14 protein-coding genes and 1 riboswitch are annotated in these 15,649 nt (G+C 43.9%); of the genes, 10 read left to right on the plus strand and 4 right to left on the minus strand.

What is annotated here, in order from left to right; all coding sequences use genetic code 11:
- The first annotated feature begins 41 nt into the window (after positions 1 to 41).
- The 6 genes from addA to CC90_RS0100675 all read left to right on the plus strand — a co-directional run bounded on the left by addA (position 42) and on the right by CC90_RS0100675 (position 9,019).
- Positions 42 to 3,797, plus strand: coding sequence for a helicase-exonuclease AddAB subunit AddA (gene addA / locus CC90_RS0100650; RefSeq protein WP_031388916.1), 3,756 nt, complete (start codon positions 42 to 44; stop codon positions 3,795 to 3,797).
- 63 nt (positions 3,798 to 3,860) lie between these two features.
- The gene (locus CC90_RS0100655) at positions 3,861 to 4,412 is read left to right on the plus strand and encodes an ECF-type riboflavin transporter substrate-binding protein (RefSeq protein ID WP_031388917.1); all 552 of its coding nucleotides are present in this window, start codon (positions 3,861 to 3,863) and stop codon (positions 4,410 to 4,412) included.
- 18 nt (positions 4,413 to 4,430) lie between these two features.
- The gene (locus CC90_RS0100660; RefSeq protein WP_031388918.1) at positions 4,431 to 6,143 is read left to right on the plus strand and encodes an ABC transporter ATP-binding protein; all 1,713 of its coding nucleotides are present in this window, start codon (positions 4,431 to 4,433) and stop codon (positions 6,141 to 6,143) included.
- A 2-nt stretch (positions 6,144 to 6,145) separates the two neighbouring features.
- Positions 6,146 to 6,976, plus strand: a complete 831-nt coding sequence (locus tag CC90_RS0100665; protein ID WP_031388919.1) for an energy-coupling factor transporter transmembrane component T family protein — start codon at positions 6,146 to 6,148, stop codon at positions 6,974 to 6,976.
- A 44-nt stretch (positions 6,977 to 7,020) separates the two neighbouring features.
- Positions 7,021 to 7,905, plus strand: a complete 885-nt coding sequence (locus tag CC90_RS0100670; RefSeq protein ID WP_051869217.1) for a patatin-like phospholipase family protein — start codon at positions 7,021 to 7,023, stop codon at positions 7,903 to 7,905.
- A 237-nt stretch (positions 7,906 to 8,142) separates the two neighbouring features.
- Positions 8,143 to 8,253: riboswitch (TPP riboswitch) on the plus strand.
- Between the two features lie 82 nt (positions 8,254 to 8,335).
- Positions 8,336 to 9,019 carry an energy-coupled thiamine transporter ThiT gene (locus CC90_RS0100675; RefSeq protein WP_031388921.1) on the plus strand — a complete coding sequence of 228 codons (684 nt, stop codon included), beginning with the start codon at positions 8,336 to 8,338 and terminating at the stop codon, positions 9,017 to 9,019.
- Positions 9,020 to 9,393: 374 nt separating this feature from the next.
- Here the strand turns inward: CC90_RS0100675 and CC90_RS23500 are convergent, their stop codons facing one another.
- From CC90_RS23500 to CC90_RS24480, 4 genes are all read right to left on the minus strand, one after another.
- Positions 9,394 to 10,020: a LysE family translocator gene (locus tag CC90_RS23500; RefSeq protein WP_081905826.1), complete on the minus strand. Its 627-nt coding sequence runs from the start codon at positions 10,018 to 10,020 to the stop codon at positions 9,394 to 9,396.
- A 12-nt stretch (positions 10,021 to 10,032) separates the two neighbouring features.
- Positions 10,033 to 10,473, minus strand: coding sequence for an Lrp/AsnC family transcriptional regulator (locus CC90_RS0100695; RefSeq protein ID WP_031388923.1), 441 nt, complete (start codon positions 10,471 to 10,473; stop codon positions 10,033 to 10,035).
- A 713-nt stretch (positions 10,474 to 11,186) separates the two neighbouring features.
- On the minus strand, positions 11,187 to 11,687 hold the full coding sequence (locus tag CC90_RS0100700; RefSeq protein ID WP_031388924.1) for a cupin domain-containing protein: 501 nt from the start codon (positions 11,685 to 11,687) through the stop codon (positions 11,187 to 11,189).
- A gap of 50 nt (positions 11,688 to 11,737) precedes the next feature.
- Positions 11,738 to 11,881: a hypothetical protein gene (locus tag CC90_RS24480; protein WP_242843218.1), complete on the minus strand. Its 144-nt coding sequence runs from the start codon at positions 11,879 to 11,881 to the stop codon at positions 11,738 to 11,740.
- 503 nt (positions 11,882 to 12,384) lie between these two features.
- Here CC90_RS24480 and CC90_RS22820 point away from each other — a divergent pair.
- The 4 genes from CC90_RS22820 to CC90_RS22005 all read left to right on the plus strand — a co-directional run bounded on the left by CC90_RS22820 (position 12,385) and on the right by CC90_RS22005 (position 15,553).
- Positions 12,385 to 13,593, plus strand: a complete 1,209-nt coding sequence (locus CC90_RS22820) for a collagen-like domain-containing protein (RefSeq protein WP_031388925.1) — start codon at positions 12,385 to 12,387, stop codon at positions 13,591 to 13,593.
- A 96-nt stretch (positions 13,594 to 13,689) separates the two neighbouring features.
- A complete protein-coding gene (locus CC90_RS0100715; RefSeq protein ID WP_031388926.1) occupies positions 13,690 to 14,130 on the plus strand; it encodes a phage holin family protein in 441 nt (146 codons plus the stop codon).
- Positions 14,127 to 15,332, plus strand: a complete 1,206-nt coding sequence (locus tag CC90_RS23955) for an N-acetylmuramoyl-L-alanine amidase (RefSeq protein ID WP_051869218.1) — start codon at positions 14,127 to 14,129, stop codon at positions 15,330 to 15,332. Before CC90_RS0100715 ends, CC90_RS23955 begins: the two co-directional genes overlap by 4 nt.
- The gene (locus CC90_RS22005; RefSeq protein WP_035315070.1) at positions 15,332 to 15,553 is read left to right on the plus strand and encodes a hypothetical protein; all 222 of its coding nucleotides are present in this window, start codon (positions 15,332 to 15,334) and stop codon (positions 15,551 to 15,553) included. Before CC90_RS23955 ends, CC90_RS22005 begins: the two co-directional genes overlap by 1 nt.
- Positions 15,554 to 15,649 lie beyond the last annotated feature (96 nt).

Consider the following 15,649-nt stretch of genomic DNA (forward strand, 5'->3'; position numbering starts at 1 on the left):
AGATCAATTCAGATAGGAATTCGAATAGGAGACAGAAAGATATGGGCATTACTTATACGAAGGAGCAGCAGGAGGTTATTGATACGCATGGATGCAATATATTGGTATCTGCGGCTGCCGGATCGGGAAAGACAGCGGTGCTTGTAGAGCGTATCGTGAAGATGGTCAGCGACGAAGCTAAGCCTATAGATATCGACAGGCTTTTAGTGGTGACCTTTACGAATGCGGCTGCTGCAGAAATGCGGGAGAGAATTGGAAACGCAATAGCAGCGCGGCTGGAGGAAGAGCCTTGGAACGAGCATCTGCAAAAGCAGGCGGCGCTCGTTCATAATGCGCAGATTACCACGATCGATAGCTTCTGTATGTTCGTGATAAGGAATAACTTTAACGACATCGGTCTTGACCCCGGCTTTCGGGTGGCAGATGAGGGAGAGCTGAAGCTGTTAAAAAAAGATGTAATGGCGGAGCTGTTGGAACAAAAATTTGAAGAGGGAAACGCATCCTTTCTGCACTGCGTGGAATATTTCAGTACCGGCAATCACGATAGAGCTGTCGAAGAGCATATTTTGAAGCTTTATCAGTTTGCAGAAAGTTACCCTTGGCCGGAGGAATGGCTTCTTGATAGAAAGCACGACTATGAAATAGACTCTCTGGAGGCGTTAGAAGAAAGAAATGACGGCTCATGGATTACCTTTTGCATGGAGCAGATAAGGAGCCTGACACAGGACTGTGTGAGGAAGATGGAGGAGTGTATTCTTATTTGTGAACAGCCTGACGGCCCATATATGTATGCCGAGGTCCTGGAGCGGGAGAAGCAGCGGCTTGAACGTTTGACCCTTTTGACGCGATATAGCGAAGGTTATTCTTTTTTTGGCGGAATGACGTTCGACCGGCTTCCTTCCAGGAAAGATGACAGTGTATCCGGTACAAAGCGTGAAATCGTGCAGGGAATACGAAAGGAAATCAAGGAAATATGCAAGGACCTGTGTGCCAAATATTTTCCTGCCCAGCCGGAGACTGTGCTTAAGTATATGAAGGGCAGCAGCGCGGCTGTTGCAGAGCTGGTGGATCTGACGTTGGAATATAAGGAGGCTCTGGATAAAAAGAAGCGTGAAAGTAATATCATAGATTTCTCAGATATGGAGCATCTGGCGCTCTCCATCCTGATAAAAAGGAGGAACAATGAATCTTCCTATTGTATGGAAAACGGCGATGAGCCGTCTCGATATCCGAAGGACATTGAGATTACGAAGACAGCTCTGGATTACCGTGCGTTCTTTACGGAAATATTGATTGACGAATATCAGGATAGCAATTTGGTTCAGGAATATTTGCTGGAGAGCGTTTCGGGAGAGTCAGAGGGTGCCTTTAACCGATTCATGGTAGGCGATGTGAAGCAGAGCATTTATAAGTTCCGTCTGGCGAGGCCGGAGATTTTTATGAAAAAGTATAATGATTACAAGGCCGGCTCGGATACGGAAAGAAGAATAGACCTGCATAAAAACTTCAGAAGCCGCAAGGAGATATTGGATAGCGTGAATTATATCTTCTCCCAGATTATGGGAAGGAAACTGGGCGGTGTGGAGTACGACGATAAGGCAGCGCTGTATCCTGGAGCGGTCTATCCCGCGGTGGAACAGGATGAGGAGGGAATATCCCAAAACTGCACGGAGCTTTTGCTGATAAAAAAGCAGGAGTCGGAGGAAGGAAAAATGACCGTCCGCCAAAGGGAAGCCTATGCTGTAGCAAAGCGCATTAAAGAACTGGTAGGGCACTTTCCCGTAACGGATAAGGAAAGCGGTGCGCTTCGCCCTGCGCGGTATCAGGATATCGTAATTCTGCTTCGTACCAATGCGGGTTGGGACGAGGACTTTAAGAGTGTGCTGAAGGAGGAGGGAATTCCTTCCCACGTAGCATCGAAGACGGGATATTTCGCAGCAAAGGAGATACAGACCTTGTTGCAATTGCTGCGGATATTGGATAATCCTCAGCAGGACATTCCGCTGTTCGGCGTTCTGAAATCATATTTCGGGAACTTCGATGAGGAAGAAATCGCGAAGATACGAGCGGTCTTTTCCGATAAAAAGAAAAAGCTTTACTTATGTTTAAAGGAATTCGAGGCTGATGATGCAGCCCTTGGAGAAAAGGTAAGGAACTTTCTTGAATTCTTGGAGGAATACAGAGACAAGACCGTATATATGCCGATTCATGAGCTGATGCGGGATATCGCCATAGAAACGGGTTATCTTCATTACGTAACGGCTCTGCCGGGGGGAGAGCAGCGAAAGGCTAATGTGGAAACACTGTTAGAGCGGGCATCGGCCTTCGAGCGGACCAGTTATTACGGATTGTTTCATTTCATACGATATATGGAGCAGCTTGAGAAATACGATGTGGATTATGGAGAAGCCAACATTCTGGATGAAAATGCGGACGTGGTAAGAATCATGAGTATCCATAAGAGCAAGGGGCTGGAATTTCCCATTTGCTTTGTTTCGGGTCTGGCAAAGTGGTTCAACATGATGGATACAAACGGAAAAATGATTGCCGATATGGATATGGGAATCGGTGCAGATTACGTGGATGTGGAAAACAGGCTGCAAAGCAAGACACTTCGCAAGAATGTCATAGCGGAAAAGATGCGTCTGGACAATCTGGGAGAAGAGCTGCGTGTACTCTATGTTGCGCTTACAAGGGCGAAGGAAAAATTGATAATGACCGGAGCAGTCGATAAGTTGGAAAACAAGCTGAATGCTCTCGTTCCCATGCGCCTATCGAAGGAACCACAGCTATTTTACAGCGAGCTTACCGGAGCAGGAAGCTACCTCGATTTTATTTTGCCCGCACTTGTAAGGCATTCTTCTTTTGCTTCAATTTGGAAAGAGTTCGGATATGAAGATGTCACGAACAGCTCAGACATCTCGTACGTTATCTCTAAAGCCGGGCTGTATGCCGGCGATGCTCAAATAAGGGTAAGGCTTATCGGAGATGAGGAGTTGGCTGGGGCAGAGATAAAAGAGCAGATACAGGCGGAAGGAGCCAGACGGAGATTGCACCTTTCTGACAGACAGCTTCCCGTAGATGAAAGATTGATGACGCACATGTCAGAAATTTTTGATTATACGTATGAACATGAAAATTTAAAGGATTTGTATACGAAAACTACGGTGTCGGAACTGAAGAAAGCAGGTCAGGAGGAGGAAACAGATTTTTCCTTTCATCTGTACGAGGAGGAAATAGTGATCCCTTATATTCCCAGATTCATGCAGGAGGAAGAGGTCTTGGGCGGAGCCGGAAGGGGAAGCGCTTTTCATAAGGTAATGGAGCTTATGGATTTCACAGACATAGAAGCGAGAGTGCCTGTTGGGGAGCAGATAGCTAAGATGCAAAAGCAAGGTTTGCTCAGCACGGAATATGCCGGAGTGGTCTCCGTTACAGCTATTGAGGAATTCATGAATACCGGCTTGGCGGCGCGTATGGCGGAAGCAGAAAAACATGGCTGCCTGCATAGAGAACAGCCCTTTGTACTGGGCCTTCCGGCAAATGAGCTGAACGAAAAGTTTCCTTCTGAGGAGCTGGTGCTCATTCAGGGAATTATCGACGTCTATTTCGAGGAGGATGCAGAGCTGGTGGTGGCCGATTACAAGACGGATAAGGTGAATGCGCCGGAGGAACTCGTTAAAAGATACGAAAAGCAATTGGATTATTATGCGAAAGCTTTAGAGCAGCTTACCGGAAAGAGGGTAAAGGAAAAAATAATATATTCATTTGGACTTAGGAAAGAAATTATGATATGATAAAGCGTGGACTCATAAAGAGCCCTTAAGGTAAATAGTTCAACGAGTGAGGAGGAAGGAAGCATGAAGACAAGTTTTGGTGTAAAAGAAGTGGTTGCAGTTGGTATTGGAGCAGCATTATTTGTCGCTTTGACTCAGGTACAGATTCCGCTTGGAATCCCGAATACATATTTGCAGCCGAGAGCAGCTCTTCTGGCATTTCTGGCAGCGGTGTTCGGGCCTATAGTAGGCGCGGCGGTAGGTCTTATCGGTCATGCGGTGGGAGACATGTTCTTCTACGGAAGTGCATGGTGGAGCTGGGTATTTCCCGAGGCGGTATTCGGAATTATCGTAGGTGTATTCGCGAAGAAATATGCCATCAAAGAAGGCGGATTCGGTAAGAAAGAAATTATCCATTTCAACGTGGTACAGATTATTGCCAACGCAGCGGCGTGGATTTTGGTAGCTCCCGTTTTGGATATAATTATTTACAAGGAGCCGGTGAATAAAGTGTTTTTGCAGGGTGTGGCAGCATGGCTCGGCAACGTGGTGATCATCGCGATTCTAGGTACGCTGCTGGCTGTGGGATATTCGAAGGTCGGCGCAAAATCCTCCAGCTTAACGAAAGAGGATTAAAAGAGGATTAGATGAAAGATGACACCGATTATCGAATTTAAGAATTATACGTTTAAATATCGATCACAGGTAGAACCTACTCTCCGGGATATCAATTTAAAGATTTATCCCGGGGAAAAGGTCTTGATTGTGGGACCATCCGGTTCGGGCAAATCAACGATTGTCCACTGCATAAACGGCTTGGTTCCATTTTCATTTGCCGGCGATGTCACGGGAACGCTGAGCGTCAAGGGAGAGGATCCTACGAAGCTGGGCGTGTTTGGAATGTCTAAAATTGCAGGGACCGTACTGCAAGATACCAACGGCCAGTTTGTCGGACTGACGGTAGCAGAGGATATCGCATTCGCCTTGGAGAACGATATGGTGTCTCAGGAGGAGATGTTCAAACGAGTAGAAAAGGCGGCGCAGGTGGTGGATGTGGAGACGTTACTCACTCATGCGCCGTGGGAGCTGTCGGGTGGACAGAAGCAGAGGGTTTCCATGGCGGGCGTTATGGTGGATGACGTAGAGATACTGCTGTTCGACGAACCTCTTGCTAATCTCGACCCGGCGACGGGAAAAAGGGCCATCGATTTGATCGATCGGATCAGCAAGGAAAGAAAGGCAACGATTTTAATTATCGAGCATCGGTTGGAGGATGCTCTGTACCGTGATGTGGACCGAATCGTGGTAGTAGGAGAGGGCCGCATTGTGGCGGACTTGAAGCCCGACGAGCTGCTTTCTAGGGATATTCTCATTGAGCAGGGAATCAGGGAGCCGCTTTATATCGCGGCGCTGAAACATGCAGGCTGCCGGATCACGGAGGAAAGCAAGCCCCAGCATATAGAGACCATGGTTTTAGATGCATATAAGGAGCAGGTAAAAGAGTGGTTTCGCACATCGGGGTATGAAAAGGGAAAAAGGGCGGAAGAAAGTGTGCTGACTGTTAATGACTTATATTTTTCCTATACTGAGGGAAAACAGGTATTACAGCACATTCATTTCGATATACATAAAGGGGAAATGGTAAGTATCGTGGGAAAGAACGGCGCAGGGAAATCTACGCTTGCGGGAATCATCTGCGGATTCATGAATCCTGCGAAGGGAAGCATTTTTTTGAATGGTCAGGATATGGAAGGCCTGTCGGTAAAGGAACGCGGTGAAAAAATAGGACTGGTAATGCAAAGCCCCGGTCAGATGATATCCAAGCCGATGATTTATGACGAGGTAGCCTTGGGACTTACGGTGCGGGGAGTGCCGGAGGAAGAAGTAAGGGAGAGGGTATACCGCACGTTAAAAATATGCGGGTTGTATCCGTTTCGCAATTGGCCGATATCGGCGCTTAGCTACGGGCAGAAGAAGAGAGTGACCATAGCGTCTATTCTCGTTATGAACCCGGAGGTCATCATTTTGGACGAGCCTACGGCGGGCCAGGACTACAGGCATTATACGGAAATTATGGAATTTCTCAAGGAAATTAATGAAAGCTATGGCATCACGATCATAATGATCACCCATGATATGCACTTGATGCTGGAATATACGGATCGGGCCATTGTGATCGCAGATGGGCATCTTATTGCGGACGATACCCCTGCCAATGTGCTCACGGACGAGACAATAGCGGATCGGGCCTATCTGAAAAAGACTTCTCTCTACGATCTTGCCATAAGGTGCGGCGTAGAGAATACTTCTGAATTCGCAGAACGTTTTATTCATTACGAAAGAGCCAGACGGGAGGGAAATAAATAGTTATGGCCAGAATATTGACCTATGAAGAAAAGGACACATGGATTCATAGACTTTCCGGCGTTACAAAGCTTATATTTTTCCTGCTGTGGACGCTGATAAGCATGCTGTCCTATGATACGAGGGTGCTGCTTTCAATGGTACTCGGAAGTCTGATTATTTATAAGATGTCCAAGATTAAGTGGAGACAGGTGGGAACAGTCTTTATGTTCATCTTGTTTTTTCTCGTCTTTAATTTAATTGCCATTTTTGTGTTTTCGCCTTATGAGGGAGTGAACATTTATGGCAGCAGGACGGATATCATGCATTTATTCGGAGGATATTTTCTGACGAAGGAGCAGCTTTTTTATGAATTTAATGTCATGATAAAATATGTTACGATCGTGCCTGCGGTATTTATGTTTATCATAACTACTAATCCCAGCGAATTTGCCGCTTCCTTAAACCGTATTGGAGTCAGCTATAACGTGGGTTATGCGGTAGCTATTACCCTCCGGTACATACCCGATGTTCAGGACGATTTTACGAAGATAAAGCATGCGCAGGAGGCGAGAGGCATCGAGATGTCAGGAAAAGCCTCTTTGTTCGGCAGGATAAAGAATATTGCCTCCATCATATTTCCTCTTATTTTCACAAGTATGGAGCGCATCGATGTGGTGAGCAACGCCATGGAGCTGCGCGGCTTCGGAAAGCATAAGAAGAGAACGTGGTATGCGGGGAAAAAGTTAAAAAGGGCGGACTATATCGTAATCGGAGTTATTGTGGTCATTACGGTAGCGGCGCTTATCATTACTTTTCACGATGGGAATCGTTTTTATAACCCCTTCATGAAATAGAAAGGTTAATTAGAAAATTGTATTTTGGAACAGGAGATGAAGTGTTGGAAAATGTAGGAATTATATTGGAAGGAGGAGCCATGCGCAGCATGTTCTGTGCGGGTGTGCTGGATTTTTTTCTGGACAATGACATACAGATTCCCAATGTGATGGCGGTATCGGCGGGTGCATACGCCGGTATGAATTACGTATCGGAACAGAGAGGGCGTGTAATGGAAGCTATTATCGAGCCGATGGAGAACGAGAAATATCTGGGATTTTCTACTTTTTTAAAAAAAGGTACCTTTTTTGATATGGATTTATTGTTTGATGAAATTCCGAAAAGGAGAGCTCCCTTCGATTTCGAAGCATTTACAGCTTCCGCAAAGCGATTTATTACCAGCACGGTAAACTGCGTGACCGGGGAATCCGTTTATCATGATAAATTCAGCGATGAGGATGATTTTCTGAAAATATGCAGGGCGGCTAATTCGCTGCCGTTTATCGGGAAAGTGACCAATATCAACGGGATTCCCATGCTGGACGGCGGTATGGCGGATGCGATTCCGATTGGTAAGGCGTTAGAAGAGGGCTGGAAGAAGGTGATCGTAGTCGTTACGAGGAATACGAAATACCGCAAAAAGCAGAGATATTTCTATCTTGCTATGATCAGGCTCTTATATCATAAATATCCCAAGTTCATTCATCTGGTAGCCGGGCGGGCAGCCAGATACAACCAATCCCTCGACATGCTGGAGCATATGGAGAAAGATGGGCGGGCTTTCGTGTTGCGCCCTTCAGATGACATGTACTTGATTAACAACGAGACAGATGCGGCGAGACTTAAAGAGTATTATCGGCATGGGTATGAAGTGGCAGAGGAAAAAAACGCGGAATTGAAGGCTTTTTTAGCTGAAGAAAACGAAGGGCCGGAAAAGCAGGCTGAGTGAAACGACATTGAATACGAAGGCTGAGCGGAAAGAATCTTGAAGGCAGGCGGAATGAAGCTGAGTCTTGTTACTATGAAGCCGATAGGCTGAATGGTGACAGATTTTGATAAGGACTCTGAAGGTGTCCGGAGGAAGAGTCGGAGAGTATCCTGATGAAGAGTGGGAAAGTGTCCTGACCAAGATTGAGAGAATGTCTTGACAAAGATAATGGTATGTCGTATATTGTATACAAATTAAATAAATCGCTAGGGGAGCAATAGCTGAGACTGAATTGGCCTGTAAGACGGATTCTAACCCTCATAACCTGAACCGGGTAATACCGGCGTAGGAAAGCACTTTTTTTGTAAATACGAGTGTTATTTTTTTGTATTTGCGAAAGAAAAATTTGAGCCCCTCCATGTGATTTAAAAATTACAAGGGAGGATTTTTTATGTCATTTTTTGCAAAAGAAGTAGTAGATCAAGAGTGGGGAAATTATTTCGAACTCACAGGAGCAGGCTATGCAGTGTTGGTAGCTGCTATGCTGGCGATTTTGCTGGCGGCAAGCTTTATTTCAGGTAAGAGCGGGAACAAGAGGTTCAGCACGAGGCAGTTGGTTTTTTCTGCTATGGCTATGGCACTGGCTATGGTAACGTCGATGCTTAAAGTGGTAGATATGCCTATGGGAGGTTCGGTTACTTTTTTCAGTATGCTGTTTATCTGCCTGATCGGCTATTGGTTCGGCCTTAGGGGCGGGCTGATGGCGGCTATCGCATATGGCGTTTTGCAGCTTATTGTAGATCCGTATATTATTAGTATTCCTCAGATGCTTACTGATTATATTTTTGCTTTTGGGGCGTTGGGGCTTTCGGGAGTATTTTCCAATGCGAAGCATGGATTGATAAAGGGGTATTTGCTGGGGGTATTGGGACGGTATTTCTTTGCTTTTTTGTCGGGGATGATATTCTTTGGAAGTTATGCTTCGGCGTATAATATGGCAGCACCGGTTTATTCATTGGTGTATAATGGGGCTTATATTGGATTGGAGACGTTGTTTACATTGGTGCTTATTGCTATTCCGCCGGTTAGTAAGGGGTTGGCTAGGGTGAAGGTGATGGCAGTTGGGGAAGTGTAAGGAAGAGGTAGGGATGTGAGAATTTTATGTGCAATTTTCGGGGGTTATGAAAGCCTTTCTGCGGTGGATTTAGCTTCTGTTCCGGCGCGCGCGGCAAGGATTTTCTAAATGAAACCGGGAATGTATTGGAAACGAACGGGCCGGCGGCAAGGTGCATCCTTGCACCGTTCCGCCTAAACGCCGCATCCGTGCGGCGTTTTCCCTGGGTGCTGGAGGGTTTCATTAATAAAATTCATGCCGCGTGCTAACGGAACGGAAGCTAAACCACCGCAGAAAGGCTTTGGTAAGGTTGCGAAATTGCACATAAAATTAGCCGAGGTTATGGTAGGGAGTAATGAAATGAAGGTTAAAACTGTATCCGGAAGGATAAGTAGTTAAGTGGTTGCTTTATGACTTTCCTTTTTATATAGAAGATTTATTCCGAAGAATATTAGAATAATGCCAACTGTTACGTTCAGGATTTGTATGATGATCTGCGGTAAAAAGCCGCTTAATATACTTCCCAGAAATGCAATAGACGTTAGGAAGACTATTGTGGACAGAACACAGCCGGTTGCGAACAAAGAAAGCTGTTTTTTGGTCCATTCATTTTCTAGCATTTGTGTTGAGAACATGCCGCTCCAAAAAATAATGGTCAAAGGATTTGATGCTGTCAACAATAATCCTTGTATTAATAAATTTTTACTTGATGGGTTGGAGAACAAGGCAATGTGGGGCAGAAAAGAAAAGTTAAAAATACCTGATATGGTATTTACACCAAACAAGATCAAAACAAAACAGCCTAATAGCTTTATCATTTTTTTAATTCTTGCTTTGTTAATAATAGCAGCAACGCCGACACAGGATAGTGTGATGTACAGGGCGTCAATAAGGGCAATTGCAAAAACAAGATACAAACTGTAAATAAATCCGTATGTGGCGGAGGTGTTAAAAACCATGAAGCACATGGGGCCAACTGCGAATTGTAATAACATGCCAAACCGAAAGCCTTTTAGAATCATAACACTGCCTTTCTATGAATTAAGTTCTTCTTTTAGAGTGGTTAAGGTAATAATTGTGTTTGAATCAGAAACGCCTTTGATTGTTTTTAATGTATTAGATAGAAAGTATTCCAGAGCCTGGGTATCTTCCATAACTACTTTCAGCAGATAATCGTACATACCGGCAATATGATGACATTCCAGAACACAATTATGCTGCACAATGGCATTTCGAAAGCTATTAATGTTTTCTGTTTTATCTATGTTAACAAAGATGAATGCCAATAACCGCTGTTCTATTTTTCTACGGTTTATTTTAATCGTATATTGTTGAATTATTTCTGCACGTTCTAATTTTCTGATTCGTTCCGTAACGGCAGGAATGGATAAATTTACTGTTTTGCTGATTTCGGAAGCAGAAGCTCTTCCATTTTCTTTCAGTACATTGATAATGGCATAATCAATCGTATCCATCGCTATCACTCCTTTAAAGTAATCTTATCAAAAACCTTTTTATAAGTAAATGATATCTGTAAATGCAATAAAATATTAAGTTATTAAGCTGTTATGTTAAATATAGAAAGTGATATATCGTTATTTTATATCAAAAAATACAAATTGGAAGGTCACATATGTTTCTTCTATGCAACATTATCCATGATTTAATTATGATTTAATTTTATCTGTCCTTATGGGATATCCGGTATAATATTGATAACTTTATATCTTATTTATACATTTATGTGGCGTCGCTTGTCCGGTAGTTTCATAATTATAAACGCTCCAACCGGAGCGGTGGGCTCTCAAAAGCCGATAGGTGAGACATTCTGCGTTTGCTGCAAACTTAACTACGAGGGAAGTTATTACACGGGAGATAACACCGAGTGGTGTTTATATGGAAGCCGGAAAGAATCTATCCTGGCTCGCAACACTTGTATAGCAGAAGAGAAACACGGACGGCGGAAAAATGCAGCGCTGTGGGCCGGTCATAGACTGTGAGGAGTATATACTTGTATGCCAATATTTGCAGGATGCTGTTTCGGCGTTAGTAGATCGGGCATATGATATATGAATTTACATATATCTGATTGGAAAGGGACTTGCTGATGATGGTGCATATGTAACTGAAGGTATGGACTACATTTTGTGTATTAGGCTTCCACTATGAAGAAATCCGATGCCTTGCATCACAGAAAAGTATTGTTATTTTGAGTATTGGACTGATTATCGGAATTCGGATTGGGATACCAGGAGGTATCTAGCTGTGTGCCGCTGAAAATGCGTTTCGTGCCGTTGGATTTTTGCATGTACATATTTTCATCGGGATAGTAGCAGGTGTCTTCCGTTTCATTCGTTCCGGCATCTAAGATGGCGAGAGTTTCTTCGCCGGAGTTATAGAAAGTATGGGCAATGTCCTTTCCTGCCGGCTTTGCAATGAAATCGCCTTGCTTTATGAGATGCTCTGTACCGTTTAAGCGAAGGGTTCCCGTTCCTGAGAGAATCAGGAAGAATTCCTCCTGCTGGGAGTGGCTGTGGTATCTTGTGCTGTATGCTCCTGGAGGAACGTAGTCGATATTTACATAAATTTTCTGACTTCCTGCGGCTTCTCCCAAGGACTTTGAAATTAGTCCGGCGGAATCTTCCCATAGGCATTCTTCGGGTAAGTTATCTATATTATTAATGTCCATTTTAAAGCCTCCCCTATATTTGACTTTTATTTAGTTGGCGTTGTTACATGTTACAGTGCTCTATAGTTCTCTGCAACTAATTCCATAGCCGCCGGGGCCGCATTGGCCGATTCCAAATCCGTATCTGATTTCGTGGTCTTTCCCATCAATTTGTGCAATGGCGTTTCCATTTTTTGTTCCATCTTTAAATTCATATGGAAGTCCGTTCTTTTCACAATAATCTGTAATGAGAGCCTCAGCCTCACTGGCAGTCGGGCATTTTAAATTATTATCATAAGGTATAGCATAGGATTTCTTGAATATAATTTTACCTTTCTTCCGCAGACATCCATTCTTTTTTCATCATACAATAAAATCTGTCAACTAACAACATTGGATTTTCGATGTATAGATGTGCGGCAAGTTCCGATTCATCTATTGTCCGTTGTGTTAACGATTGGCAAATCCAATTAAAATGCTTGTCACTATTTAGATCAATGTTAGTTTTGTTTATATTGATGCGGCTACATTTATACCGAACCCAATTACCCAAAACACGATAAAAAAGGCATATAAAGATTAAAATACGCACATAAAAAATTGTCTTATCATTTTGTTGGTTTTTACTATTGAAATAATCGAACACATGTTCTATATTATGGTTAACACATGTGAGAGAATTATCAACCGACAAATTTTAAAACGAAAGGAAAGTATTATGCAAAAAGGATTTCAGAAAGTGTACATTCATAGTTGTGGCGATGGCGTTATTGCAACGCCGGTTATTGGAGAAAATGGAAATTGGTATGTTGGAAATGACGATACCGGCGTAAAAGCAGAAGGATTTGATGGAAAAGACGGCGAGGTGGGTCCGGTTGGCCCTCAGGGGCCGAAAGGTGAACAGGGTGATGTTGGGCCGGAAGGACCTCAGGGTCTAAAAGGTGATACCGGAGCAGAAGGCCCTCAGGGACCAAAGGGTGAAATGGGTGAACAGGGAGAAGTAGGACCGCAGGGACCGATGGGTGAGACGCCCGAGTTGGCCGCAAACTTAACTACGACGGTTGCAGGCAAAGCTTTAGACGCAACAATGGGGAAAGTGCTTGACGATAAAATTAAAGGTTTAGACACTGAATTTGGAGGATTTAAAACGTCTTTTCAGAATGGCTGTAACACAATTGCTGGGAAAGTGACAGAATTGGGATGTGTTACAGCCGGTAATGCAGGTCCCAATGTTATCGCGCAAAATATTGAGATAGTGGCAAATAAAAAGTATAATGACGGCGTTGCGGCTACAAAAGTCGGAACGGCAACGGCAGGGCATGTATTAAGTGGATATACCTTTACAAATAGTAGTGGCGTAGGATTATCCGGAACAATGGCGAACAGGGGAGCGGTAAACGCGTCGCTGAATGCAGGACAATCTTATACTATTCCGATTGGATATCATAATGGATCCGGTAGTATCTTGGCTAATTCGTTGGCAAGCCAGACGTCTGCTACGGCAACAGCAGATAATTTAAGTGCTGGCAAGACTGCATGGGTAGATGGAGTTAGGCTTGCTGGAACAGGTGCCGATAGTACAGCACAATATAATGCAGGTTATAATGCAGGAAAATTAAGTATGACAAAAACTAAGCTGACACTCAACGGATTAGTCAGCATTTTCCAAACTGATAATCCTGATTATTTCGGAGGTAATGCTCCTGGAACAAAGGGCGCATTTATTGCGGATTTGAGTGTAATACCCAATTACCGTAATTACACTCTCGCAGGTTTTATTATTGTACCTACAGTTTTTCAAGAGAACGGTGGATTTATAGAGCTAGGTTATAATTACATACCTTCTACAGGTAAGCTTTATGTGTATAGTGTAAGCGGATCCCGTATTGCAAGAAGTAGTGAAAATAAAATAGATATATATTATTGATATTATTAGTTTCTAGGTATTCAGTAAAAAGGAGAAAAAGAGCCGATAGAGAGAAATCTTTACCGGCTCCAGCATTTTAAGAAAGGAGGAAAAACAATGGAAAAAATAAACACATTAAAAGGATTTCTTGTCTTAGTAATCGGGGGTTTAGGAGGCATGATTACCAACCTGTTTGGCGGATGGACCGATGACCTTACCACACTGCTCATTTTCATGGGCGTAGACTTTGCCATGGGACTTTTGATAGCAGCCGTATGGAATAATAGTGAGAAATCAGAAACTGGCGCCTTAAGCAGTGTCTCTGCATGGAAGGGACTGTGCAGAAAAGGAGTATCGCTCCTTGTAGTGCTGGTAGCACACCGTTTGGATGTGACGCTGGGAGTAAACTACATAAAGACTGCCGTCATTATCGCATTTATCGCTAATGAAGCAATCTCTATCGTGGAGAATTTGGGAGTCATGGGAGTTCCGCTGCCAACTGCCGTAATAAAGGCCATTGACATACTGAAAAACAGGGTGGAAGGTGATAAATCATGACAATAGGAATAAACTGCGGCCATACGATAGGCGGTGCTGGATATGGAGCAGTAGGTCTTATCAAAGAATCAAATCATACGAGGCTTGTCGGGTATGCCCTCATGGAAAAGCTAAAAGCTGCAGGTGTTAAGGTGGTGGACTGTACCATAGATGAAGCCAATACGCAGGCAGAATACCTTGCGGCGGCGGTGGCGCTGGGGAATAGGGAGGATTTGGACTGGTTTATCAGCCTCCACTTTAATGCTTCGGCAGCTCACACCGGACAAGGAGTGGAAGTCTATACCTACGAGGGCAGACAGTATCAGGATGCTCTTGACGTATGCAGTAATATTGCCGCCTACGGATTTAAGAATCGGGGCGTAAAAGCCGGCACGGGTCTGTACGTAATAAAGAATACCAAAGCAAAGGCCATGCTTATAGAAGTATGTTTTTGTGATAACCAGGCAGATGTCGACCTTTATAATCGCATAGGTGGCGCTGATACCATCGCGCAGGCTATTTTTAACGGCATTTACGATTATGTGGTAAAGCCGGAGGATATGTCGGCAGAAAAACATGACATTCCCTTGGAAGATTTTATGGAGTTTGTAGGGGAAGTTGCAAGGCAGGATTGGCTGGATCGTAAAATCATGCTCCCTTCGGTCGTGGTAGCGCAGGCGATTAAAGAATCCGCAAGAGGCACTTCGGAGTTGGCGCAGAAGGCGAATGCTTTGTTCGGAATCAAAAAGAACGGATGGACCGGCAAAACTTATAGGAAAGCTGCCACAGAGCAGCGGTCTGACGGAAGTTATTACACGGTAGACAACACCGAGTGGCGATCGTATGGAAGCTGGAAAGAATCCATCCTCGACCACAACACTTATATAGCAGAAAGAAGTACGGACGGCGGAAAAACGCTGCGCTACGGGCCGGTCATAGGCCGTGAGGAGTATGTACTTGCATGCCAGTATCTGCAGGATTTAGGCTATGCGACATCATTAACTTACGCGGAGTCTCTTATCAATGATTACATAGAAAAGTATAATCTTACAAGATTTGATACGGCAGATGATGAGATTGCCCCGGAAGGGAAACTTTGGATCGTACAGCTTGGTGCATATAAAAGCCGAAATAATGCGGAGAGCTTTATAAGGAAACTCGAAACGATGGGTGTGATTTCTATGTTAAAATTATATGATACGAATGAGGAAGCCTCTATGTAATGAAAGGTATTTTTGCGTATATTTCTCCGAGTCATACGCATACTACTTCAGAGGTGAATCGCATGGATAAGAGTATAGACAAGAAAAAGCAGGAAAAACAAAACCGGCAAAAGAATCATGATAAGTATAATAGTATTACGCAAAAGACAGAACCTGAAAATCAAAATTCAGGACACAATGTCAGAGAAGAAGGAATACACCCTATAAACCAGAAAAGATGAGAAAAAGGCGGACGGTAACGACCGCCTTTTTCTCTTGACTATCCATATACATAGTATTATAATTATTGCTGTTACAATTGATGCATATGCAACAGT

The organism is Kineothrix alysoides, from assembly GCF_000732725.1.
GTDB classification, from domain to species: Bacteria; Bacillota; Clostridia; order Lachnospirales; family Lachnospiraceae; genus Kineothrix; species Kineothrix alysoides.

What these genes read in the sequence shown, in the direction of transcription:
- addA (WP_031388916.1), top strand. Translation starts at nt 42, where the DNA reads ATGGGCATTACTTATACGAAGGAGCAGCAGGAGGTTATTGATACGCAT.
- CC90_RS0100655 (WP_031388917.1), top strand. Translation starts at nt 3,861, where the DNA reads ATGAAGACAAGTTTTGGTGTAAAAGAAGTGGTTGCAGTTGGTATTGGA.
- CC90_RS0100660 (WP_031388918.1), top strand. Translation starts at nt 4,431, where the DNA reads ATGACACCGATTATCGAATTTAAGAATTATACGTTTAAATATCGATCA.
- CC90_RS0100665 (WP_031388919.1), top strand. Translation starts at nt 6,146, where the DNA reads ATGGCCAGAATATTGACCTATGAAGAAAAGGACACATGGATTCATAGA.
- CC90_RS0100675 (WP_031388921.1), top strand. Translation starts at nt 8,336, where the DNA reads ATGTCATTTTTTGCAAAAGAAGTAGTAGATCAAGAGTGGGGAAATTAT.
- CC90_RS23500 (WP_081905826.1), bottom strand. Translation starts at nt 10,020, where the DNA reads ATGATTCTAAAAGGCTTTCGGTTTGGCATGTTATTACAATTCGCAGTT.
- CC90_RS0100695 (WP_031388923.1), bottom strand. Translation starts at nt 10,473, where the DNA reads ATGGATACGATTGATTATGCCATTATCAATGTACTGAAAGAAAATGGA.
- CC90_RS0100700 (WP_031388924.1), bottom strand. Translation starts at nt 11,687, where the DNA reads ATGGACATTAATAATATAGATAACTTACCCGAAGAATGCCTATGGGAA.
- CC90_RS24480 (WP_242843218.1), bottom strand. Translation starts at nt 11,881, where the DNA reads ATGAATTTAAAGATGGAACAAAAAATGGAAACGCCATTGCACAAATTG.
- CC90_RS22820 (WP_031388925.1), top strand. Translation starts at nt 12,385, where the DNA reads ATGCAAAAAGGATTTCAGAAAGTGTACATTCATAGTTGTGGCGATGGC.
- CC90_RS0100715 (WP_031388926.1), top strand. Translation starts at nt 13,690, where the DNA reads ATGGAAAAAATAAACACATTAAAAGGATTTCTTGTCTTAGTAATCGGG.
- CC90_RS23955 (WP_051869218.1), top strand. Translation starts at nt 14,127, where the DNA reads ATGACAATAGGAATAAACTGCGGCCATACGATAGGCGGTGCTGGATAT.
- CC90_RS22005 (WP_035315070.1), top strand. Translation starts at nt 15,332, where the DNA reads ATGAAAGGTATTTTTGCGTATATTTCTCCGAGTCATACGCATACTACT.